This is a genomic window from Clostridium sp. chh4-2 (assembly GCF_002899675.1).
In the GTDB taxonomy this organism is placed as follows: domain Bacteria; phylum Bacillota; class Clostridia; order Lachnospirales; family Lachnospiraceae; genus CHH4-2.
The window spans coordinates 1-23,518 of the sequence record NZ_PKUU01000041.1 but is presented as its reverse complement, the minus strand read 5'-3'; the positions used below and the strand labels follow the sequence as shown (position 1 = coordinate 23,518).

General features: G+C 45.6%; 20 protein-coding genes and 1 riboswitch. Of the genes, 6 read left to right on the top strand and 14 right to left on the bottom strand.

What is annotated here, in order from left to right:
* Positions 1-764: 764 nt before the first annotated feature.
* The 14 genes from C0033_RS26175 to C0033_RS26110 all read right to left on the bottom strand — a co-directional run bounded on the left by C0033_RS26175 (position 765) and on the right by C0033_RS26110 (position 17,686).
* A complete protein-coding gene (locus C0033_RS26175; protein ID WP_180994909.1) occupies positions 765-2,471 on the bottom strand; it encodes a PHB depolymerase family esterase in 1,707 nt (568 codons plus the stop codon).
* A 51-nt stretch (positions 2,472-2,522) separates the two neighbouring features.
* Positions 2,523-4,538, bottom strand: a complete 2,016-nt coding sequence (locus C0033_RS26170) for an ABC transporter ATP-binding protein (protein WP_103230803.1) — start codon at positions 4,536-4,538, stop codon at positions 2,523-2,525.
* Positions 4,539-4,551: 13 nt separating this feature from the next.
* Positions 4,552-5,376, bottom strand: coding sequence for an ABC transporter permease (locus C0033_RS26165; RefSeq protein ID WP_278320786.1), 825 nt, complete (start codon positions 5,374-5,376; stop codon positions 4,552-4,554).
* Between the two features lie 107 nt (positions 5,377-5,483).
* Positions 5,484-6,446, bottom strand: a complete 963-nt coding sequence (locus C0033_RS26160; protein ID WP_242984601.1) for an ABC transporter permease — start codon at positions 6,444-6,446, stop codon at positions 5,484-5,486.
* Between the two features lie 141 nt (positions 6,447-6,587).
* Positions 6,588-8,234: an ABC transporter substrate-binding protein gene (locus C0033_RS26155; RefSeq protein WP_180994908.1), complete on the bottom strand. Its 1,647-nt coding sequence runs from the start codon at positions 8,232-8,234 to the stop codon at positions 6,588-6,590.
* A gap of 391 nt (positions 8,235-8,625) precedes the next feature.
* Positions 8,626-9,936, bottom strand: a complete 1,311-nt coding sequence (locus C0033_RS26150; RefSeq protein WP_103230799.1) for a GHKL domain-containing protein — start codon at positions 9,934-9,936, stop codon at positions 8,626-8,628.
* Positions 9,933-10,646, bottom strand: a complete 714-nt coding sequence (locus C0033_RS26145) for a LytTR family DNA-binding domain-containing protein (RefSeq protein WP_103230798.1) — start codon at positions 10,644-10,646, stop codon at positions 9,933-9,935. Before C0033_RS26145 ends, C0033_RS26150 begins: the two co-directional genes overlap by 4 nt.
* 894 nt (positions 10,647-11,540) lie before the next feature.
* Positions 11,541-12,455 carry an IS3 family transposase gene (locus C0033_RS26140; RefSeq protein WP_103230797.1) on the bottom strand — a complete coding sequence of 305 codons (915 nt, stop codon included), beginning with the start codon at positions 12,453-12,455 and terminating at the stop codon, positions 11,541-11,543.
* Positions 12,452-12,736: a helix-turn-helix domain-containing protein gene (locus tag C0033_RS26135; RefSeq protein ID WP_103230796.1), complete on the bottom strand. Its 285-nt coding sequence runs from the start codon at positions 12,734-12,736 to the stop codon at positions 12,452-12,454. The genes C0033_RS26140 and C0033_RS26135 overlap by 4 nt, the downstream gene beginning before the upstream one ends.
* A gap of 249 nt (positions 12,737-12,985) precedes the next feature.
* Positions 12,986-13,639 carry a TrkA family potassium uptake protein gene (locus tag C0033_RS26130; RefSeq protein ID WP_103230795.1) on the bottom strand — a complete coding sequence of 218 codons (654 nt, stop codon included), beginning with the start codon at positions 13,637-13,639 and terminating at the stop codon, positions 12,986-12,988.
* A 57-nt stretch (positions 13,640-13,696) separates the two neighbouring features.
* Positions 13,697-15,052, bottom strand: a complete 1,356-nt coding sequence (locus tag C0033_RS26125) for a potassium transporter TrkG (protein ID WP_103230794.1) — start codon at positions 15,050-15,052, stop codon at positions 13,697-13,699.
* Positions 15,053-15,160: 108 nt separating this feature from the next.
* Entirely contained in the window at positions 15,161-15,982 is an 822-nt protein-coding gene (locus C0033_RS26120) for a metal ABC transporter permease (protein WP_103230793.1), read from the bottom strand.
* A complete protein-coding gene (locus tag C0033_RS26115) occupies positions 15,969-16,688 on the bottom strand; it encodes a metal ABC transporter ATP-binding protein (protein ID WP_103230792.1) in 720 nt (239 codons plus the stop codon). The genes C0033_RS26120 and C0033_RS26115 overlap by 14 nt, the downstream gene beginning before the upstream one ends.
* The gene (locus C0033_RS26110; protein WP_103230791.1) at positions 16,685-17,686 is read right to left on the bottom strand and encodes a metal ABC transporter substrate-binding protein; all 1,002 of its coding nucleotides are present in this window, start codon (positions 17,684-17,686) and stop codon (positions 16,685-16,687) included. The genes C0033_RS26115 and C0033_RS26110 overlap by 4 nt, the downstream gene beginning before the upstream one ends.
* A gap of 346 nt (positions 17,687-18,032) precedes the next feature.
* Here C0033_RS26110 and C0033_RS26105 point away from each other — a divergent pair, with 346 nt between their 5' ends.
* From C0033_RS26105 to thiT, 6 genes are all read left to right on the top strand, one after another.
* Positions 18,033-18,902: a 3-isopropylmalate dehydrogenase gene (locus C0033_RS26105; protein WP_103230790.1), complete on the top strand. Its 870-nt coding sequence runs from the start codon at positions 18,033-18,035 to the stop codon at positions 18,900-18,902.
* Between the two features lie 103 nt (positions 18,903-19,005).
* On the top strand, positions 19,006-19,305 hold the full coding sequence (locus C0033_RS26100) for a hypothetical protein (protein WP_180994907.1): 300 nt from the start codon (positions 19,006-19,008) through the stop codon (positions 19,303-19,305).
* A gap of 341 nt (positions 19,306-19,646) precedes the next feature.
* Complete coding sequence (locus C0033_RS26095; protein WP_103230788.1) at positions 19,647-20,528, top strand: 3-isopropylmalate dehydrogenase; 882 nt, start codon at positions 19,647-19,649, stop codon at positions 20,526-20,528.
* A gap of 343 nt (positions 20,529-20,871) precedes the next feature.
* Positions 20,872-21,330, top strand: coding sequence for a hypothetical protein (locus tag C0033_RS26090; protein ID WP_103230787.1), 459 nt, complete (start codon positions 20,872-20,874; stop codon positions 21,328-21,330).
* A gap of 35 nt (positions 21,331-21,365) precedes the next feature.
* Positions 21,366-21,764 carry a hypothetical protein gene (locus C0033_RS26085; RefSeq protein WP_103230786.1) on the top strand — a complete coding sequence of 133 codons (399 nt, stop codon included), beginning with the start codon at positions 21,366-21,368 and terminating at the stop codon, positions 21,762-21,764.
* Between the two features lie 171 nt (positions 21,765-21,935).
* A riboswitch (TPP riboswitch) is annotated at positions 21,936-22,035 on the top strand.
* 48 nt (positions 22,036-22,083) lie between these two features.
* A complete protein-coding gene (gene thiT / locus C0033_RS26080; protein WP_103230785.1) occupies positions 22,084-22,755 on the top strand; it encodes an energy-coupled thiamine transporter ThiT in 672 nt (223 codons plus the stop codon).
* Positions 22,756-23,518: the final 763 nt, after the last annotated feature.

Here is a 23,518-nt window from a genome sequence, read left to right as displayed (position 1 = left end):
TGACTTCGCTGCTCAGCGGCGCTTTAAAAACTGAGGCGGAAATCAGTTTTTACCTGCCTCGTTCTGCCCTTACGGACCTAAGTAGCACTACAGGGGTTCCATACGATCCCATTTGGCTGCATCTTCCTTCTCCGGCCCGGACAGCCCTTCCGACCGTTGGCTTCCGGCTCCGCCTCCCGATTCCGTGCTGGTTTTCGCTAGCCTGGTTAAAAACAATGTTATTGCATTGGTATTTACGTAAGACCAAATTTATATAGATCGTTAAGGGATTTTCGGAAATGCCTTCAGGTTTTACTTTAAACGTCAAGGCATTTCACGAAAAGACTTCACCCTTTACATTAAATCGTGAAGGGATTTCTGAAAAAGACCTCACGGTTGATGTAAAAACCTACTTTCCCATCCACCAAATCTTTATTTTTCCTCAGCTAGCCAAGCAACAGCCGGAAAGAAGGGGAAACCTGGGCGGGCGGTGGAACTAGAGAAAGACAGGGGATCGTGTGCAGACCCTTAGTGATACTTGGTCGGCAAGAGCGGAAAAAGGCAGACAAATACTGAATTCCGAATCGGTATTTGAGGCGCCACTGAACGATGAAGTCATAAAGAGTTCATCGTGAATGGCGCCGCGCTGCCTTTTTCCGCTCTTGGCGGCCTAGTATTACTTAGGGTCGTAACCCGAATCCCCTGTCTTTCTCTAGTTCCGCCGCCCGCCCAGGTTTCCCCTTCTTTCCGGCGTTTCTTTCTAAACTAAATAAAGATTTGCAAGACTATTGGATTTCAATTCCATTCAAGTATACCAGCGTTCCGTCTTCCTTCCGGCTGAATTTGGAGAACCACTCATCATAGAAGAACCAGGAATCCTGGGCGGTGCAGCAGTGGGGTTTGTAATCCACCGTGGTGAACTGAACCATGGGAACCCCCTGTTTATTCAGATAAACTTTATGATAATACAATCCGTTCCGATAGGTCAGAGGTTCATCCACCGGCTGTGTCTCGTTGCGTTTGGTCCAGTACTCGGCGTTCACCTTTGTGCCGTTAGCAGGGTTTTCGTAGGTTCCGCCGTTATAATCATTTTCACCCATAACCATCCAAAGGGGCATTTTGCAGGTTTCCTTTACCCCTTCCGTATCAAAATAGCCGAAGAATCCGCCCTTGAGCACTCCTCCTGTGGAAGCTCCTGCGGTAAAATACTCCGGCAGGGCGAGAATTGCCCTCTGACACATACACGCTCCCATAGAATGACCGTTGGCGTACACCCTGGAACGGTCCACATGAAAGCGGGAAAATACGTCTTCCAGCATCATTTTCACCAGTTTTTCATCATCCATAATATCCGCCACATGGCCGGCATTCCAAGCGGGATGCGGCATCCAGCCCTTATCCGCCATACGCCGCATGGAGCCTGCAGGGAACAGCACGATAAAGCTTCTGGCTTCCGCCACCTTAACCCACTCGGTAGAGGCCATCATCGGCTCATTACGGTTGCCTCCTCCGTGGAAACAGACCACCACAGGAGCCTTGTAGTCCGGATCACGTTTCACTTTAGACGGAATATATTCCACCCAGTCTCTGAGGTACTGATCCACACGGATAGTTCTTCTCTCGGCTCCCCAAGCCTCTAACGTCCTCCTTGGGCGAAGGTGTCCGTTGGCTATGCCGGTCGTTCTGGTATAACGGGAAACCAGTTCCCAGAGCCAGTCCGATTTCCCCATCAGGTCTTCTGTCTTGATACGGCCCAACATGAGGGGAGCGCCTGCCGTTTCTTCAATTAAGGAGGCATTTGTATCCTCTCTTGCCATATATATGGTGAGGCCATCCTGTTCATAGGGCTTTTCCCGGGACACATTTGCGTGTTTCCAATAACAGACGGTCCTCTGCTGTGCTGTATTTTCCTCCTCTGTTTCGGGGCAGGAAAACAGGCACATGGGCAGCGGAACATCCCTCATGGGCAGGAAATCGTAATCAGATGGCCGGTTCCCCCACTCTTTCAGCAGGCTTTCATCCATCCCGTAATCGCCGGCGCATACCGCGCCTGCAAAGTGGGACGGAACCTCCAGAGCCAGTTTTTGAGCCAGCTTCGCCCCTGTTCCATACCCGGCCAGATAAACATACGCTTTATTAATATTATAATAAGTCCTGTCCCGGACCATAGCTTCTAAAGCCCGGATATACTCATAATCTTCCCCTGGTTCCGCTATCTGTAAAAGAATTCCTTCCCTGTCCGCGGTCTCCTTCCAGCCGCTTTTTTCAAGGAACTCCGCCACGGACTGACCCTCAGAAGGGATCAGCACCACGGTAGGGCCACTATGATAACAGCGTTCCGGTATGTATATATAAAATGTCTTGGCGCGGGGAACGCCTCCGACATCTAACCGGCGTTCAAATAATCCGGTAAGCTGGGTGCGGTAAATATCATCGGGATCAATCTTTTCATAAAAGTCCGACACATCAGCCGGAAATTGTTTTATCTCCATCATGAATACCTCTCTCTGCCGTCCTTACGGCTGGTTTCTGTCCTTATCTTCCTATGATACAAAATAACAAGCCGTATAATGGCCTTTCCCGCTTTCCACATACTCCGGCATCTCCTGTCTGCACCGGTCCGTGGCATGGGGACAGCGGTCGCTGAAGCTGCACCCGGCCGGCCGTTTCATCACGCTTGGCACCTCACCTGTAATCTCCACCTTCTCCCTGGTCTTTTCCACCGCAGGATCAGGAATCGGGATGGCCGCCAAAAGGGCCTTGGTATAGGGATGCCGGGGATTTTGGTACAGCTCCTCGCAGGGCGCCATTTCCACAATCTTCCCCAGATACATCACCGCAATCACATCGCTGATATGTTTCACCACAGATAAGTCATGGGCGATGAAAATATAGGTCAGCCCCATTTTTTTCTGTAATTCCTCCAGCAGGTTGATGATCTGCGCCTGAATGGATACGTCCAGAGCGGAAATCGGTTCGTCGCACACGATCAGTTTCGGATCGCTGGCCAGCGCCCTGGCAATCCCCACACGCTGTCTCTGCCCGCCTGAAAATTCATGGGCATACCGCTCTTTCATGGACGGGTCCAGGCCCACCAGACGCATCAGCTCATCCACCCGTTCAAAATACTCCCGGCTGGATTTCACCAGCCCATGAGTTTTCAACGGTTCCCCAATCATCTGCCCCACGGTCTTTCTGGGATTTAAGGAACTGTACGGATCCTGGAATATCATCTGGATATTCTTCCGCTCCTTTCTCAGTTCTTCCCCCGACAGGCTCTTCATATCCTTCCCGTCAAACAGAATCTGCCCCTTAGCCTGTGGATACAACTGTAAAATGCTTTTGGCAACCGTAGTTTTCCCGCATCCGGATTCCCCCACAAGCCCAATGGTCTCCCCCTGCTTTAAATCAAAAGAAACGCCTTCAATTACCTTCAAATCCCCTGCTTTCCGTTTAAACAACCCTTTCCTGATATCAAAATAAACCTTTAAGTCCTTTACACTCAAAAGAACGTCCCCCACCCTTTTCGTCCGGTCCAGTTCCTCCTCTTTCTCCTGTCTGTCAAATGCATCCAGCTCCTCCCTGGTCAGGGCGCAGGCGCTCATATGCCCGTTTTCCCCCACAGCAGTGAGCCCCGGCTCCGATTCCATCGGGCATTTATCGCCATGATACTTGCACCGGGCCGCAAATGTACAGCCTTTCGGGCGGTTTGACGGATTGATGGGAGTTCCTTCGATGGGGATCAGCTTTCTCTCTCTGGAATCGTCCAAACGGGGAACCGCCTTTAACAGCCCTCTCGTATACGGATGGCAGGGGTCCTTAAAGATATCTTCCGCCCGGCCGGATTCCACCACATTCCCGGCATACATCACATAGATTCTCTGCGCATATCTGGCCACAATCCCTAAGTTATGGGTCACGATCAGCAGGGAAGTTCCGCGTTTCCTGGAAATCTCCTGAAGCAAATCCAGTATCTGAGCCTGAGTGGTCACATCCAGCGCCGTTGTCGGCTCATCCGCGATAATGATCTCCGGATCTCCGGATATGGCGATTGCTATCATAATGCGCTGCCGCATACCGCCTGAAAACTGATGCGGATAATCATTTAAACGTGTTTTCGCATCCGGAATTCCCACGTCCGACAAAAGAAGGGCTGCTTTATCCTCCGCCTCTGCCTTCGTGCATTTATGATGGAGCAAAATGGATTCGGTCAGCTGGTAACCGATGGTCTTTACCGGGTCCAGACTGGTCATGGGTTCCTGAAAGATCATGCCGATCTTACCGCCGCGTATTTTCTGCATTTCGGAACTATTTGGCTTATACTTTAACAGATTATCTCCTTCAAGCATCACCGTGCCCCGCTCGGTCTTTCCGGGAGGGGACGCAATCAGCTGGATTCCGGCCAGCTGGGTCACGCTTTTTCCCGAACCGCTCTCCCCCACGAAACTAATGATTTCCCCTTTATCCAGATAAAATGAAACGCCGTTAACCGCTATGGATCTGCCTTCTTCGTTGGTAAAAGACACCAGCAGATCGTTGATTTCATATAAATGACTCATTTACGCATTCCTCCTATATCGTCCCCCGAAGTCTTGGGTCCAAAACATCTCTGAGACCGTCGCCGAATATATTAAATCCCATAACCAGAAGCAGTACGCAGATACCTGGCGCCAGGCCGAAAGCCGGATTGGCAATCAAACGGGTATAGCCGTCATTTACCATTCCTCCCCAGGAAGCCATAGGCGGATTAATTCCCAACCCCAGAAAGCTTAAACTGGATTCCGCCAGAATCGTGGTGCCGATATTACGGGTCAGCAAAACGATTAACGGCGACATGCAGTTGGGTAGCACATGGGAAAACATGATTTTTACCCGCTTCACTCCGACCACCTCTGCGGCCATTATGTAATCCGCGCTCCTGATGGACATGACCTGCCCTCTCATCATTCGGGTATAAGTCGGAATCGTAGAAATGCCGAGGATAATCATCAGGTTGGTCAGCCCGCCTCCCAAAACCAGTCCCAGTGTCAGGGCCAGCATGGTATTGGGAATTGCCATCAGAGCCTCCATACATCTGGATATGACGGTATCCACCGTTCCCCCGATGTATCCGGACAGCATGCCGAGCACAATTCCACAGACCGCGGATATCATAACCGCCACAATCCCAATCAGCAGGGATGTTCTTGTACCATATATGATCCGGCTCAAAACGTCGCGGCCGATATTATCGGTTCCCAAAAGATGAGCCGCTGAAGGCTGGGCCATGGAATTAGCCGGGTCTATGGCATAAGGATCATAAGGCGCTAAAACCGGTGCAAATACGGCCACTATGACAAAGAAAAATACAATGGCTGCACCATAGATAACAATGCGGCGGCGGAACAGCCGCCGGATAAAACTTCTTATTTTTTTATTTTATATGTTTTTTCGTCCATCTCTCTCTCCATTCTTCCGCCGGATACGGCAATAGACAGTTTTTTGCAGCTTTCGGACCACCCAAATTACTGCACCCGGATTCTCGGATCAATGATTCCGTATGAAATATCCACGACCAGATTTGCCACAGACACCACAATGGCTATGATCAGAATACAGGCCTGGGTCACCGCCACATCCCGGCCGAATACAGCCGTTGTCAAAAGCTGGCCCATGCCCGGAATATTGAACACCTTCTCACTGGCCACAGATCCCGCCACCAGATGCCTGAAATTCATACCGATCAGAGTAACCACCGGAATTAAAGCATTGGGAAGTGCATGGCGGCGGATTACATTTCCCTCTTTCACCCCTTTAGCCCGCGCCGCCCGGATATAATCCAGGCCGATTACCTCCAGCATACTGGAACGTGTCTGTCTGGTGGTGGAAGAAATGGTTCCCACGCTCATAGCCAGAACAGGAAGCACCAGCTGTTTTAAACTGGCAGCCGGATCTCCTTCCCAGGGAAAGGAGAATCCAAAGGACGGCAGCCACCTCAAATTTACGGAAAATATGTAAATCCCCACAACCGCCAGCCAAAACAGAGGAACCGCCGCACCGAAATTGGAAAATACTGTTACGATCATGTCCCAAACCGTCCCCCGCTTGGTGCTGGCAACCATACCGAAAAAGATCCCTATAACGGTGCTGATCACCAGGGAAATTCCTCCTAAGAACATGGTTACCGGAAGGCGCCTGAAAAGCAGGGCCGAAACAGGCTCGTTGTATTTGGTGGAGGTTCCCAGATCGCCGTGAAGCACATTCACCACCCAATCGGCATATCTTTCATAGACCGGCCGGTCTAATCCCAGCCGGATGTATTCAGCCTGGTATTCTTCTTCTGTCAGCTCCACACCTTCACCGACCAATGCGTAGACCGGATCGCCGGGCATTAAATAGACCAGGGAAAATGCGAATAGTGAAACTAATATGATTACGATACAGGACTGGCCCAACCGTTTTAGAATATATCCTGTCAAGATTATCATCCTCCTATTGTTTTTACATAAAGGGTGAAGGCATTTTGGAAAATGCCTTCACCTTTTACTTTAAAACCTCAAGGCTTTTTCGAAAATGCCTTCACCCTTTACATTAAAACCTCAAGGCTTTTCCGAAAATGCCTTCACCCTTTACTTTGAAATCCAGGCGGCTTCCGGATACCACTGGGAAGAATGATAATATCCCATATAAGTATCATGCACATAATCTTTTGTAAATGTATCCTTACTATTGGCAAATATCGGCATCATCGCACAGTAATCATCAATAATAATCTTCTGCATTTCCTTCAGATCCGCCTTCATTCCTTCCCGGTCCGTAGCCTGAAGCGCCCTTTCCCCTACTTCTCTCAGTTCCGGTATATCCAGATTGTCACATGCATAACGCACTCCGCTGCCTTCTGTAAATGCATTCATCCAGTTAACCGCATTCTTGCTCTCACCGGCGCTTCCGCCGATTACCAGTCCATCCCATCCGGTCATTGTTTTTTCATTCATAACCGTCTGTTCGATCAGGTTTATGTTCAAATTCACGCCGATTTGTGACCAGTAAGCCTGCATCATTTCAACAACCTGTTTGCTGGTGGCATTGGTGGCCACTACGTAAGCTTCCATGGTAAATCCGTCCGCATAGCCCGCTTCCGCCAGAAGGGATTTGGCCTTTTCCACATCATATGGATAGCCCGCCACCTCTTCGTTATAGGCCCAGGAAGTCGGGTTCTGCCACTGGTTTGTTCTCACATAAGTGCCCTTTGAGGAATAAGGCTTCGTAATCGCATCAAAATCCACCGCATATGCCAATGCCTGACGCACTTTTAAGTCATAGGTAGGAAGATCCGGATTGTTGCTGGTCACTCTGGCAAATGTTATGGAGTTTCCGGTGGAAAGCTCCCGGCTGACCCATTTATAACCTTCGTTGATCATCGTTTCCGCACAGTCTGCATCCGCTCCCATCACCACGTCGATCTCTCCTGTCTGCATGGCGGCCGTAATGGTTGCCACATCGGAAAACAGGTATAATTCAATTCCATCTAAATGAGCAGTTCCCCAATAATCTTCATTTTTCTCATATACCAGCTTGACGTCATTGTCATAGGAAGCCAGTTTATAAGGCCCCGTTCCCACAGGGGACATATAGGCTTCTTCTATTTTAGAAAGGCTTTGGATATAAGCAGGGGACGCCATATATCCGCCGGAACTGTATGTAAACCAGTCAATGAGAGAATTATCCCATTGGGAAAGTTTCAGCTCCACAGTCAGATCGTCCACTTTTACAAATTCCAGATCACAGTTAAACTTCTTTTTCTTCATATCCATGGTCGTCTGCATATTCCAGATCACCGCATCCGCGTCCAATGGATTTCCATCCGTGAATTTCACATCCGGGCGGATATGAAATACAATCTTATTTTCTTCGGGCACCTCTTCATAGGATTCCAGAAGCCACGGCTCGATCTCTCCGTCATCCTTCAGCCGTCCCAGCGTTTCAATGGCCGGACACGCCGCCATCTGCTCCTGCTGAGTCGAAATTTTACCCGGATATCCGATGCAGGACAGGGATGCCCTGACACCCACCTTTAAAATGCCTCCGTCCTGTATTTCCTGCTCTCCTGCCGTTTCCGTCTCCGCTCTGGACGTTTCGGGAGCCGCTGTGGTATCCGACGATGTGTTCGTGCTTGCTGCCGGTTCGGCTGCCGGATTTGCCGCAGGTTTGGAACATCCCGCCAATACTGTTACTGCCATAAGAACTGCTGTTGCTAACGCTGTAATCTTCCTCATGATAACCTCCATCCTGCCGTTTCTTTACGGCATTATCATCATTGTTAATTCTGCAGATATCCCCTTTTTTATTGTGCACATTTCTCTTATCAGGTGAGTGAATCATAGCAAATTTGTGCATTCTGTTCAATCCGGTTTTCGTAACTGGGATTTTTTTTGACGTAACTGGGCACAAAAAAAGACGTCTTTTTGCGTGTGTCCGCAAAAAATACGTCTTTTTATCTCTTTATGTATTAATATTAATACATTAATATATTATTTTTATGTTACCATAGTAGTATTTATTGTTCGATAGGATTTATTGTTCGGTGATCTTAATTCTCTTCATATTGTATCAGCCGGCAATTGGACTTCGCCTTACTATGGAAAGCGAACAGCCTTTAAAGCGAACCTATTTGGGTATAGGAATCATGATCTTCAGCACGAATTGATTTTTCTCCTGCTCTATCGTTATCACGCCTTTGTACTCGTCTGCTGTCCTCTTCACGCTGAGAAGTCCCAGGCCGTGAAGATGGGAATTTTTCTTAGTGGTCATCGGTAGGCCATTTTCCATGGAAACGGTTTCTTCGCAGTAATTGGCGATCTTAATCACCAGATTATTGGCGAAAACTCCATTTTTTATCAAAATATACCGTTTGCTTTCGTCTTTCACCTTTCTGGATGCTTCGATCGCGTTGTCGATGGCATTGCCAAATATGGTGCAGATATCGATATCCCGCAAAAATGTGATTCCGCTGAAATCCACATAGATATTCATCCTGATATTGCACAGCTTGGCGGACTTTATCTTTTCACCAAGTATTCCGTCCAGCATGGAGTTTCCGGTATCCACCACCGCTTCAAATCCTTCCAGCTTCTTTTTCATATCTTCCAGATACTCGCTGACCCGCTGGTCGTTGCCCGTCATGCTGCTGATGGAAAGCAAATGGTTTTTCAGGTCGTGATACATACACCTCACATCCTGAGCCGCTGCCATCCGTTCTTTCATGTTCTCATACTGATAGGACTGGAGAAGTTCCATCCGGTGCCGCTCTTCCGCCCTGTCCTCATTGACAAAATACTGCTCCACAAACACCAGCATGATCATGATCAGCGCCAAAATAATCAAGGCAAAAATCGTCATTTCCAATATCAGATTTTTCCTCTTGCCGAATTCATTGAGCGTATATTTCATATAGATTTCCAGAACTGCAAGTCCAAAACACATCCCGTAGCGGAATTCCCACCTGTTATTGATTTTCGTATAATCGATACCATTTCTCACAATGAAAATGAGGAGAAATGCGGCCAGGCATATCAGCAGCTGAACACAAATCCCATTCAGATAAGCGGAACCGGGAACCAGAAGGATCTCACGGCGGCGCACACCTGCCAATACCGGAGTCACAAATATGATGGTATGTGCATAATAGGCCAATGTAAAAATCATGGATTCATAAATTTTCCGATTGGTTTCATCTTCCTTACAGATAACCATATAGGCAAACATACCCCAAAAACGCCAGAAAAAGCTGCTGAATACATTGGCTTTATAAGAGGTGAGCCAAAAACAAAGCCCCATTACAAACAGGCCCGCCGACCGGTTCAGCCACATTTTCCATCCTTTCTGCAGCCCTTTTGATCCGAATTTCATTCCAAACCAAAGGGCGAACACCATGTCATCTGCAATTCTCCACAATGCGGATGCCAAACCCGCCATCATAACCGTCCTCCTGCATAAATGGTCAGTTCTTCCATGAACTCCTTCTTCCGATGCTTGCTTATAGGCACTTCCGCCCCATTGCTTATGAGTAAGGACATGGCTTTAATCTCCTGAATATGAGCGCAGTTAACCAAAAATGAGGAATGGCAGCGCAAAAAACCGCAGCCCTTCAGCTGATCCTCCAGTTCTTTTAATTTTCCATAAAAACGAATCTCCGATACCCCCATATAGAGAATGATTTCGTGATTCTGAACCTCAATATATCTGATCTTGTGAGTCTGCACCCACCTGGTTCCCCGGCCTGTTTTCACCATGATTTCCTTGCCGTTTTTATCGTCAGATATGTTGGATAAAGCCTCTTTCACCTCCATACGGAATTCCTCATAAGTTAATGGCTTTTTCAAGAATCCGAATGCCCTCACTTTAAAACAATCCAGCGCATACTGAACCATGCTGGAGATAAAAATAATGCACACTTCCTTATTAAATTCCCTGATCCTCCTGGCCGCCTCGATCCCGTCCACATCATGCATCTTAATATCCAGAAAAATGATATCATAAGCCCCATCATAACGCGCCATCAAATCTTCTCCCGAATCGTAGACATGAACAGAAACTTTGCTCCCCTCTTCTTCCACCAGCCTCTTGATATACTCCTCAAGTTGGAGGCGGGTTTGCAGTTCATCATCGCAAATTGCTACCTTATACAATCTAATTCCCCCACTTTACCGCTGATACGTTCTCCTGTTACCAATGTTATTGTATATTCTACAACAAATTCCCCAAAACCGCCAGTTCTTTAAATATGGGGGCAAATCTTTATTTAACTGAGTAAGGTACGCCGGAAAGAAGGGGAAGCCCAGGCGGGTGGGGGAAGTAATCGGCGAAATGGGATTCGGGATTCGCCCCTAAGATGTACTAAGACCCGCAAGGACAAAAAGAGACAGGACCGCGCCCATTCGCAGTGAACTCCTTATGACTTCACTGCTCAAGGGGGCGTATCGCTCAAAGAGCGCTTAGAACCTGATTCGGAATTCAGTTTCTACCTGTCTCTTTTTATCCTTGCGGATCTAAGTACTTCTAAGGGGTTCCATACGATCCCATTTCGCCGATTACTTCCCCCGCCCGCCTGGGCTTCCCCTTCTTTCCGGCTGTTGCTTGGCTAGCTGAGGAAAAAAAGATTTGGTGGAGTAGTGAGTAAGTTTTTACATCAACCGTGAAGGCATTTCTGAAAATCCCTTGAAGATCTATGTAAATGCGGTTCTATATAACTACCTAAGCACATCTATTGTTTTTAACCAGGCTAGCGAAAACCAGCCCGGAATCGAGATGCGGGGAAGGGAGAGGCGGTCTTTACGGGAACCCGGGCGGGGGGAGAATGAAAAAAGGACAATTGGGATCGTATGGAACCCCTTTAGTGATTCTTAGGCGCGCAAGTACAGAAAGAGACAGGTAGAAACTGAATTCCGAATCAGTTTCTAAGCGCCCCTTGAGCAGTGAAGTCATAAGGAGTTCACTGCGAATGGGCGCGATCCTGTCTCTTTCTGTACTTTGGTCTTATGTCAAGATTTAGTACAAGTTAAAATGAGAAATTTTTCCTCATTTTAACCGGCTAAAAGTAATCCGTTTTTCTGTGCTTTTTCATACAGCTTTTCAAAATCATTTGGTGAGATATAATCACAATGGCTATGGATTCGCTTCGTATTGTAAAATGCCTCTATATATTCAAATACCAACTGATAGGCCTGCTTGCAATCCAGGATTTTAAAACGGTTCAGCCATTCCCGTTTGATTAGCGCGTGAAAGGATTCAATGCAGGCATTATCCCAGGGATATGCTTTTTTCGAATAGCTTCGCTGCATTTTTGCAGTTGCCTTTCGGTATTCCTTAGATACATATTGACTGCCTCTGTCACTGTGTATGATCAGCGGTAACTCTGTTTTACGTCTTGCTTTTGCTTTGTTTATTGTGTCAATCACGCAAGATACTTCCAATGTTTGAGAAAGCGTCCATGCAATGATTTTTCTGGAATATAAGTCCATTATGCTGGTTAGATAGACAAATCCGTCTACCGTCCAGATATAAGTAATGTCGCTGCACCATACGGCATTCGGGCGATCGGGATGAAATTCTTCGTTCAGGATATTTTGAAGTTCGTTACTGAAATCGGAATCCTTTGTTGTAATTGTCCATGGCTTTACCCACTGGGCTTTGATACCCATTTCCTTCATATATTTGCCAACCGTTCGTTCAGAGATGATTTCCCCGTCCTTATGCAGCTCCTTGGTGATTTTGGGTGCACCATAGTTTTGCTTGGATTCATTATAAATATCCTGAATTTTGCTTTTTACCGCTTCCTTTCGTTTTTGAGTATCAGAAGGAACGCGGTTCAACCATGTAAGATAGCCGGATCGCGAAACGCCTAAGTATTTTAGCATCCCAGAGACGGAAACCCGGCGTTTTTCGCTTTTGGCGGTCTCCGTCTTTTCAGAAACTTGAAGATAGATAGCTGCTGTCATTTTCCCAGAATGCTGATAGCTTTTTTTAGGACATCAAGGGCATCCTGGGCATCACGAAGTTCCCGTTTCAGATGTGCAATTTCTTTCTGCTCGTCAGAGGAATAGTTACCGGAACCTCTGACCGGAATATCACCAGCCTCCCGGAAGTCTTTTAACCATTTGGTCAAGGTACTATATCCAACACCGAGATTTTCAGCACAACCACGGACACCGAGTTCCTTGTGATCTTGATAATACTGGATTGCATCCAGCTTGAATTGTTTGTCATGTTGCTTTAGCATAATGAGCTTCTCCTTCAGTACGATATATTTATTATATCATGATTTTATATTTTAGGAATTTCTCATTTTACCTTGTACTATTTATATTCTAACATCACTTGCGGGTCTTAGTATCACTTAGGGGCGAATCCCGTATCCCAAGTGTCCTTTTTTCATTCTCCCCCCGCCCGGGTTCCCGTAAAGACCGCCTCTCCCTTCCCCGCATCTCGATTCCGGGCGTACCCTTACGCCACCCCCGTTAAATAGCAATTATGCCATTTCCTTTAAAATCTTGTCGATATCTGATTTTTTGCCGATTACCATTAAGTGCTCGTTGCCTTTAATTACATAATCTGCCTGGGGCATCAGATTGGCTTTGCCGCCTGCCTTGGTTCCAAGAACGCTGATATTGTATTTATTACGGATTCCGGATTCTTTCAGGCTCTTATCTACCCAGGCCGGAAGAGGGGGAATCTCGTAGATGGAGTATTCCTCTGTCAGCTCAATGTAATCAAAGATGTGGTTTGCGCTGTAGCGCACCGCCAGTTTTTCAGCGATATCACGGTCCGGATAGATTACCTCGTCGGCTCCGTTTCTCAGCAGGAATTTGGCATGGATATCCCGGTTGGCTTTGCTAACAACAAATTTAGCGCCTAATTCCTTCACAAGGCTGGTGATCTCAAGACTGCTCTGGAAATTTGTTCCGATGCAGACAAAGCAGAGATCAAAATTGGCAATTCCAAGGCTTCTCAGCACCGCTTCGTTGGTGCAGTCGCCGATTTTAGCGCTGACAACGTATGGAAGAAGTTCTTCCAGATTCTCCTCCTTTTCATCCACGATCATGATCTCATTTCCCAAATCCGCAAGGTTTCTGCATAGATGGCGGCCGAAACGCCCCATACCGATTATTAATATTGATTTCATGCTTTCCTCTTTTCTCTCCCCGCCGTCAGGGCGGCATTCCATAATATTTGACCGTTTTTAACCGACTGTAATTCGTTCCACCGGTTGCTGCACATGTGCAATTTTCTTTCGCTGTGTAAAGGAAAGGGCAAAGGACAAACTTCCGATTCGTCCGCAGTACATGAGCAGTATGATAATGATCCTCGATACTGGGAGCAGGGATCTTGTGATTCCTGTGGTCATGCCCACCGTACCGATAGCGGAAAATGTTTCGAACATCACATCCGTCATTGGCAGCTTCTGCACCATCATAATGGCTAAAGAAGCCGTCAGCGCCAGAAAAAGGTTGATGGTGAAAATGGAGCTGGCCCGTTTGATGGAGTCATCCTCCAGCCTTCGTCCAAATGCATTGACACCGTAAGTCCGTTTGATATTGGATACCACATACAGGATCAGAACCACAATGGTGGTGGTTTTAACTCCGCCGGCCGTGGACCCCGGGCTTCCTCCGATAAACATAAGTATTATGGTCAGCAGCTTGCTTCCGTCAGACATGGCCGCCGGGTCCACGGTATTAAATCCCGCAGTCCTTGCCGTAACCGAACTGAACAAGCACGTAAGTATCTTCCCGCTGGTGCTCATGCCCACCATCAGGTTATTTCTCTCAAACAGGTAAAACAGAAATGCGCTTCCGAATACTAGCACAAATGTGGTGATAATCACAATTTTCGTATGAAGCTTATACTTTCTGTAATTCAGCTTATGCTGGCTTAAATCATCCCACACGATAAATCCGATACCGCCTGTCACGATCAAGGACATGATCACCAGATTGACAACCCAGTCATCGTAGTAATTCACCAGGGAAATGTATTGGGACTGGTGTCCCATCAGATCAAACCCCGCATTACAAAAAGCCGATATGGAATGAAAGATCCCGTAAAATGCCCCGCGGAAAAATCCGTATTCCGGTATAAACCGGGAGGCCAGAAGGATCGCCCCCGCCCCTTCTAAACAGGCGGTTCCCATAATTATCTTCTTGGCCAGCTTTACCATGCCGCCGATCTGCAGGGTGCTGACGCTCTCCTGCATCAGTCCTCTGGTCTTTAAACCGATCTTTCTTCTCAAAACCATGGATACAAATATACCGATGGTGATAAATCCCAATCCGCCGATCTGAATCATGGTAATGATTACGATTTGTCCGAATAAGGACCATTGAGTCCAGGTATCCGCCACAATCAGTCCCGTAACGCAGGACGCGCTGGTGGCTGTAAACAGGCAGGTAATCCAGTCAGGACTGATTCCGCTCTTGCTGGCAAAAGGCAGTTTCAAAAGAATGGTTCCTGTGAGTATAATTCCCAAAAACCCATATGCAATAAACTGCGTCTGCGATAAATGGTTCCGGACCTGGAATATTTTAGGTTCTTTCATGATGAGTTTCCTTTTCTCTTTTCTTCATTTAAATTCAGGTTTTAAAAAGTGCCGCCGCCCGAATCTATTCTATTAAATACGCCCATTATACACCAATCGAAGACATTTCTACAACTTTTTCCTGTTAAAAAACTGTATCAAAGTGAAGAGGATAAAGGCGGCCAGGTTCACCAGCACAACGCTGGCGCCCGCAGGCGTTGAAAAACGGTAGGATAACAGCATTCCGATGCAGAAGCATACAATCGCCAAAACTCCTGAAGAAAGCACCACTCCACGGAAGCTCTTAAAGATCCGCATGGAAGTCAGCGCCGGAAAGATCACCAGGCTGGAGATCAGCATAGCGCCCATCATCCGCATACCCAAAACTATGGTCACAGCCGTTAACACAGCGATCATCACGTTATACCAGCCCACATTGACCCCGGTGGCCTTTGCAAAATTTTCATCAAATGTCACGGCAAATACCTTATTATAACAAAACAGGAAAAGCCCCAGCACAATTACCGATAAAATAACGCTGAGCTCCACGTCCGACGTACTCATCGCCAAAATACTCCCGAACATATAGCTGCTGACATCCGTAGTCATCCCCGTAGTCAGAGATGTTACCGTAATACCGATTGCCAAAGCACTGGCCGATATGATCGCGATGGCAGCATCGCTCTTGATCCTCCCCTGCTCCGTGATTCTGAGAAGCAGAAATGCCGCCAAAACCACCACAGGAATGGATACTTTTAACGGAGACCATCCCACGGCCACGGCCACGGAAAGAGCCCCGAACGAAACATGGGACAGGCCGTCTCCGATCATGGAATACCGTTTCAGCACCAGACTGACCCCTAAAAGCGAGGCGCAGAGGGAAACCAGAATACCGCCCACCAAGGCTCTCACAAGAAATGGATACGACAGCATTTCTCTAATTACGTTCATTGCCGTCACCTCCCAAAAATTCTTTTCCTGTATTGCTGTTGATATAATCTTTTGTATCGCCGTAAAACAGCACATTTTGTTTCAAATGAAGGATCTTATTGGCCTGAGAGACCACATTTCCGATATCATGAGAAACCATGAGAATGGAAACTCCCTCATCCTTATTTAAATGGTGGACCAGCTGGTAAAATTCCTGGGAAGCCGCCGGGTCCAGCCCGGTAATCGGCTCGTCCAGGATTAAAAGCTTGTCCGTAGCGCACAGCGCTCTGGCGATCAGCACACGCTGCTGCTGTCCGCCTGACAATTCCCGGTAACAGTGTTTTTTCAGGTAACTGATGCCCAAACGGTTCATGTTAGTAGCCACCAGTTCTTTTTCCGCTCTGGAATAGAAGGGTTTATTCCCCCGCCTGCTCAGACAGCCGGACAAAACCACTTCGTAAACCGTGGCGGGAAAATCCTTCTGAGCGGCGGTCTGCTGAGGAAGATAACCGATTCCGGTCCTTTTCAGTTCTTCCGAAACGGTGAGCGTTCCCGATGTGGGCTTTAAAAGTCCCAAAAGGCCCTTCATCAGGGTGCTCTTTCCGGAACCATTTTCCCCTACGATACACAGGTAATCTCCGGGATTTACCTCCATGGTCACATCGATGACCGCATCGTGGTTTTCGTATCCAAAATCTACATGTTCACATTTAATTAATGGGTTCATTCATCCAGTCCTTTTCTCAGGTTTATTACATTCTGGCGCATGAGATCCACATAAGTGATTCCATCGTCAAATTCTTTTCTTGTTACATTATGGCAGGAATGCAGAAGCAAAGGGACGGCCCCCGTCTCTTCTCCAATAATCTCAGAAACTCTGTGGCTGCTCAGTTCCAGATAATACACAACCGGAATCTGCTCCTGTCTGACTTTATCGATCAGATAGGCAATGGTCTTGGCGCTGGGTTCCGTATCCGTGCTGCAGCCCGAAAATGCCGCCCGGTAATCCAGCTTATATTCTTCCGCCAGATAGCGGAATGGAAACTTATCTCCCACCACGATCATATTTCTCTTGGCATTTTTTGTCACTTCGCGAAGATCCTCATCAATTTCCTTTAAAATCCCCTGATAGAGCTCCTCGTCCTGCACATAGATATCCGCATTCTTTGGATCTGCCTCCTGCAGGGTGGAACTGATTACCGACACAATCTTCATGGCATTGACTGGAGAGGTCCAGATATGCTCATCATATTCGATCTCCACCTCAAATCCGTCATGGTCCACGTAACTGCTGTGTTCCTCTTCGCTGTGGTGATGCTCCGCCCCCTCTTCCATGCCTTCTACAGCTTCCTCTTCAAATGTTTCCACATAATCCATCATTGTAATCACTTTCATGTTGGAAGTATCCACGGCGTCTAAAACTTCGGACAGCCAGTGTTCCATCTCGCCGCCGTTACAGATCAGCACGTCGGCATTTTGTATGGTAAGCATATCGGCAGGCGTGGGTTCAAAGGAATGGCTGTCCATTCCGGCCGGAACCACCAAAGTCAAATCCACAAGATCGCCGGTTATCTGCCTTGTAAAATCATAATAAGGAAAAAGTGTAGTTACCACCTGCAGTTTTCCCTGCTTTTCATCCGCCGTATCGTTTTTCTGCCCGCTGCATCCGGTGAGAAAAAGAAAAACCGATGTTATAACAAGAAGCTCCCGCATTCTTTTTTTCATAAATTCCTCCAATTGCCTTTATTTAACGTATATTCTTATTAAATGTTGGCAGGCGCAAGGTCAACGTATCAATTCAATAGTATAGCACAATTCATGGATTGGCGTAAAGGGGAAATGATTTTCTTGAGAAATCCCTCTCATTACCGTATGTGTATTGCAGCAAGCAATTTTTCCTGATATAATAAACAGCATAATATTTTTTCTGTATTTCAATTCTGCGGAAGTTATCCGCAGTCATTTGGCCGTTCCGGCCGCAGATTTCCATTTGAAATAAATCAAAAATAGGAGGTGACTTAGCACAAAACTTGATTCTGATATTGAAAAATAATATAATAAGGAGAGACAGATGAAAACAGAGATTTTGCAGTGGCATCCTGCTTTTTATGCTGCGGCCCAGATCGAATTTGGTGACGAGCTGGAAAAGCTTTATTTTGAAAATGAGCATCAGCTGAGCAAGAAGCCATTATTAATTGACGTGCTGATTATTAAGCTTCGGTGTGGAGACAGGATTCATAAAAATATTGGTAAGATATTCAGAGAGCATAATATAATCGAATATAAAAGTCCCGAAGATTATCTCAGTATCAACGATTACTATAAAGTTCTGGGATATGCCTGCTTTTACCAGTCGGATACAGAAAAGGTATGCCAGATACTGCCGGAGGAAATTACAATTACCTTTGTATGCACTCATTTTCCTCAAAAGTTGATAAACTATTTATCTGGGCAGAATGGCTTTTTCATCGATCATGCAGAAGCGGGTATCTATTATATAAACGGCGGCATTTTTCCTATTCAGATCATAGTAATTGACCGGCTTTCTTCGGAAAATAATGTTTGGATGAGCAGGCTGAGAAAGGATCTGACGATTGCGGATGATATTGACCAGCTGGCACGAAAATACAGGCAGAAACGAAACAGCCCTTTGTATTCGGCTGTTATGGATGTGATAATGAAAGCAAACCATGAGGTAGTAGAGGAGGCAAAAAATATGTGTGATGCAATCAGAGAATTATTTGCGGATGAGTTGGAAGAAGGCGTTAAGCGGGGTGTCCAGTTGGGGAAAGAACAAGGCATTCAGGCTTTAATATTAGATAATCTGGAAGAACAGAAAACTAAGGAACAAATCATTGCAAAATTGGTTAAACGTTTTGAACTAAGCCCTGACATTGCAGAAACATATTATAATAGATATGGAAATATTACAGCATTATAATTCTAATCGAATAATCTTTTCTTTCCTCGCTAATCTGATATTCAAACTAAGTTTGGCAAAAGAATACAGACAGAAGCGAAACAGCCCTTTGCATTCGGCTGTTATGGATGTGATAATGAGGGCAAACCATGAGGTAGTAGAGGAGGCAAAAAATATGTGCGATGCAATCAGAGAATTATTTGCGGATGAGTTGGAAGAAGGCGTTAAGCGGGGTGTTCAGTTAGGAAAAGAGCAAGGTTTGGAGCAAGGTTTACAGCAAGGCATTCAGGCATTGATATTAGATAATCTGGAAGAGCAGAAAACCAAGGAACAAATTATTGCAAAATTAGTAAAACGTTTTGGACTGAGTCTGGAAAATGCTGAAACTTATTTTAATAAGTATGGAAACACTACAGCTTTATAATCCAAATCTAATTATCTTTTTTCCTCATCTAAGCTGATATACGGCCTGAAAATCGTGGGATTGATAACTATACCGTCTCTTAATTCCACGTTCTCCAGGCCAATTATTCAATCAAATATAATGAATATCTCAAACACTGCCATATATGTATTGTAAAAATCCTATTCGTCGATCTATTAAATAACAAAATACATTTTCTATATTCTAATTCTGCGGAATTTAACCGTAGTCGTAAGGCCGTTCCGGCCGCAGTTTTCCATATAAAACCAATCAAAAACAGGAGGAGGCTTAACACAAAACTTGATTCTGACATTGAAGAATAATATAATAAGGAGAGACAGATGAAAACAAAAATTTTGCAGTGGCATCCTGCTTTTTATGCTGCGGTTCAGATCGAATTTGGTGACGAGCTGGACAAACTTCATTTTGAAAATGAACATCAGCTGAGCAAGAAGCCATTATTAATTGACACGCTGATTATTAAGCTTCGGCGTGGAGACAGAATTCATAAAAATATTGGTAAAATATTCAGAGAGCATAATATAATCGAATATAAAAGTCCCGAAGATTATCTCAGTATCAACGATTACTATAAAGTTCTGGGATATGCCTGCTTTTACCAGTCGGATACGGAAAAAGTATGCCAGATACTGCCGGAGGATATTACAATTACCTTTGTGTGCACTCATTATCCTCAAAAATTGATGAGCTATTTATCCGGACGGAAGGGCTTTTTTATCGATTGTTTGGAAGTTGGTATCTATTATGTAAACGGCGGCATATTTCCCATACAGATCATCGTAATTGATCGGCTTTCTACAGAAAACAATGTTTGGATGAGCAGGCTGAGAAAGAATCTGACGATTACAGACGATATTGATCGTTTGGCAAGAGAATACAGACAAAAGCGAAACAGCCCTTTGTATTCGGCTGTTATGGATGTGATAATGAGAGCAAATCATGAGGTAGTAGAGGAGGCAAAGAATATGTGTGACGCAATCAGAGAATTATTTGCGGATGAGTTGGAAGAAGGAATTAAGCGGGGCGTTCAGTTAGGAAAGGAGCAAGGGTTGGAACAAGGCATTCGTGCATTGATATTAGATAACCTGGAAGAACGGAAAACCAAAGCACAAATCACTGCAAAATTGGTAAAACGCTTTGAACTAAGTCCGGACAATGCGGAAACTTATTTTAATAAATATGGAAACACCACAGCATTATAAGCCAAATCTAATAGTCTACTCTTTCCTCAGCTAAGCTGATATGCAGCCTGAAAAGCATGGGATTGACAGCTATGTCGGCTTTTAATTCTACACTTTTCAGGCGCATTAATTCAATCAAACATAATAAAGATCTCAAATACTGTCATATATGTAATGTAAAAAGCTTATTCACTGATACTTAAATAGCAAAATATATTTTCTATATTCTAATTCTGAGGAATTTCTCCGCAGTCCTTTGGCCGTTCCGGCCGCAGTTTTCCATATAAAACAAATCAAAAACAGGAGGTGGCTTAACACATAACTTGATTCTGACATTGAAAAATAATATAATAAGGAGAGACAGATGAAGACAGAAATTTTACAATGGCATCCCGCTTTTTATGCTGCGGCCCAGATCGAATTTGGTGATGAGCTGGACAAACTTCATTTTGAAAATGAGCATCAGCTGAGCAAGAAGCCATTATTAATTGACACGCTGATCATTAAGATTCGGCGCGGTAATAAAATCCATAAAAATATCGGTAAGATATTCAGAGAACATAACATTATCGAATATAAAAGTCCTGAAGACTATCTCAGTATCAACGATTATTACAAAGTTCTGGGATATGCCTGCTTTTATCAAGCAGATACAGAAAAGGTATGCCAGATACTGCCGGAGGAAATTACAATTACCTTTGTATGCACTCATTTTCCTCAAAAGTTGATAAACTATTTATCTGGGCAGAATGGCTTTTTCATCGATCATGCGGAATCGGGTATCTATTATATAAACGGCGGCATTTTTCTATTCAGATCATAGTAATTGACCGGCTTTCTCCGGAAAATAATGTTTGGATGAGCAGGCTGAGAAGGGATCTGGCCATTGCGGGCGATATTGACCTGCTGGCAAGGGAATACAGACAGAAACGAAACAGCCCCTTGTATTCGGCTGTTATGGATGTGATAATGAGAGCAAATCATGAGGTAGTAGAGGAGGCAAAGAATATGTGTGATGCAATCAGAGAATTATTTGCGGATGAGTTGGAAGAAGGCGTTAAGCGGGGTGTTCAGTTAGGGAAAGAGCAAGGTCTGGAGCAAGGTTTACAGCAGGGCATTCAGGCATTGATATTAGATAATCTGGAAGAGCAGAAAACCAAGGAACAAATTATTGCAAAATTAGTAAAACGTTTTGGACTGAGTCTGGAAAAGGCTGAAAAATATTATATAAAATATGAAAACACTATTTCATTATAATCCAAGTCTAAAAGGCTTTTCTCTCCTCTGACAGGATAATATTCAGCTTGAAGGGCCGGAGATCGGGTGTGGGCATCATTCCCAATCTCTAGCCTTCCAAATATCCCCTTCCCCGAACAAAATAAAGTTTTCTTGACACCCATTTCATTTTGCGATATACTCACTGGCATAGAAAAATGCTAGGGGAGCCTTTGGGCTGAGATTGGTAGTTACCTGACCCTCTCTACTTGAACCGGATAATGCCGGCGTAAGGAAGCAGATGTATACACTTCATTTAAAAGTAGTCCCCTCCTGCATGCATACAAAGGAGGATTTTTTTATGTCATTTTTTCTAACTTATGCCGCGGACAGCAATGAATATCTGCTGAAACCTGCAGGCTATGTTCTGTTGGTTCTTTTACTAGCTGCATTGTTATTTGTAATCAACAGACTTGGAAAAGCCACCCTGAAATTCAGGCAGATGCAGGCGAAACAGCTTGTATACTGTTCCGCTGCCATGGCACTTGGACTAGTTACATCCTTCATCAAAGTGGCTTCCCTGCCTTTCGGCGGTTCCATCACCTTGTTTTCCATGATGTTCATCTGCCTGATCGGATACATCTACGGAGCCAGAGCCGGATTGATTACCGGAGTTGCCTACGGTATTCTCCAGTTTATTACAGAGCCGTATATCTATGCTCCGCTTCAGTTTTTACTGGATTACCCTCTGGCATTCGGAGCATTAGGGCTGGCTGGAATCTTCAGTGCGAAAAAGCACGGCCTAGTCATCGGCTATCTTACCGGTGTTTTCGGCAGATATGTATTCCATGTTATCTCCGGCTATGTATTTTTTGCTTCTTATGCGCCGGAAAACATCAATCCATTTTTTTACACACTTGGGTATAATGCAACCTATATCTTGCCTGAGGCAATTATGACCATGATCGTACTGGGACTTCCGCCGGTAAGCAAAGCAATTGGCCAAATTAAAAGAATGGCCGTCAATGAGTAAATCTTTATTTAGTTTAGAAAGAAACGCCGGAAAGAAGGGGGAACCTGGGCGGGCGGCGGAACTAATAAGGAATAGGGGATTCGAGTTTCGACCCTAAGAGGTACTAAGGCCGCCAGAAACGGAAAAAGGCAGCGCGGCGCCCATTCGCAGTGAACTCCTGATGACTTCACTGCTCAAGGGGCGCCTCAAATACTGATTCGGTATTCAGTATTTGTCTGCCTTTTTTCGTTTCTGCCAGCCAAGTACCTCTAAGGGTCTGCAAACGATCCCCTATTCCTTATTAGTTCCGCCGCCCGCCCAGGTTCCCCCTTCTTTCCGGCTGTTGCTTGGCTAGCTAAGGAAAAATAAAGATTTGGTGGATGGGAAAGTAGGTTTTTACATCAACCGTGAGGTTTTTTTCAGAAATACCTTCACGATTTAATGTAACAGGTGAAGGCTTTTCGTGAAATGCCTTGACGTTTAAAGTAAAACCTGAAGGCTTTTTCGAAAATTCCTTGACGATCTATGTAAATTTAGCATTACGTAAATACCAATTCAATCATATTGTTTTTAACTGGGCCAGAGAAAACCAGCCCGGAATCGGGATTCGGAGCCGGGAGACGAAGGTCGGAGGGGCCGTCCGGGCCGGGGAAGGAAGATGCAGTCAGATCGGATCGTATGGAACCCCTTTAGAACATCTTAGGCCCGTAAGGGCAGAACGAGGCAGGTAGAAACTGATTTCCGTGTCAGTTTCTAAGGCGCCCTTGAGCAGCGAAGTCATAAA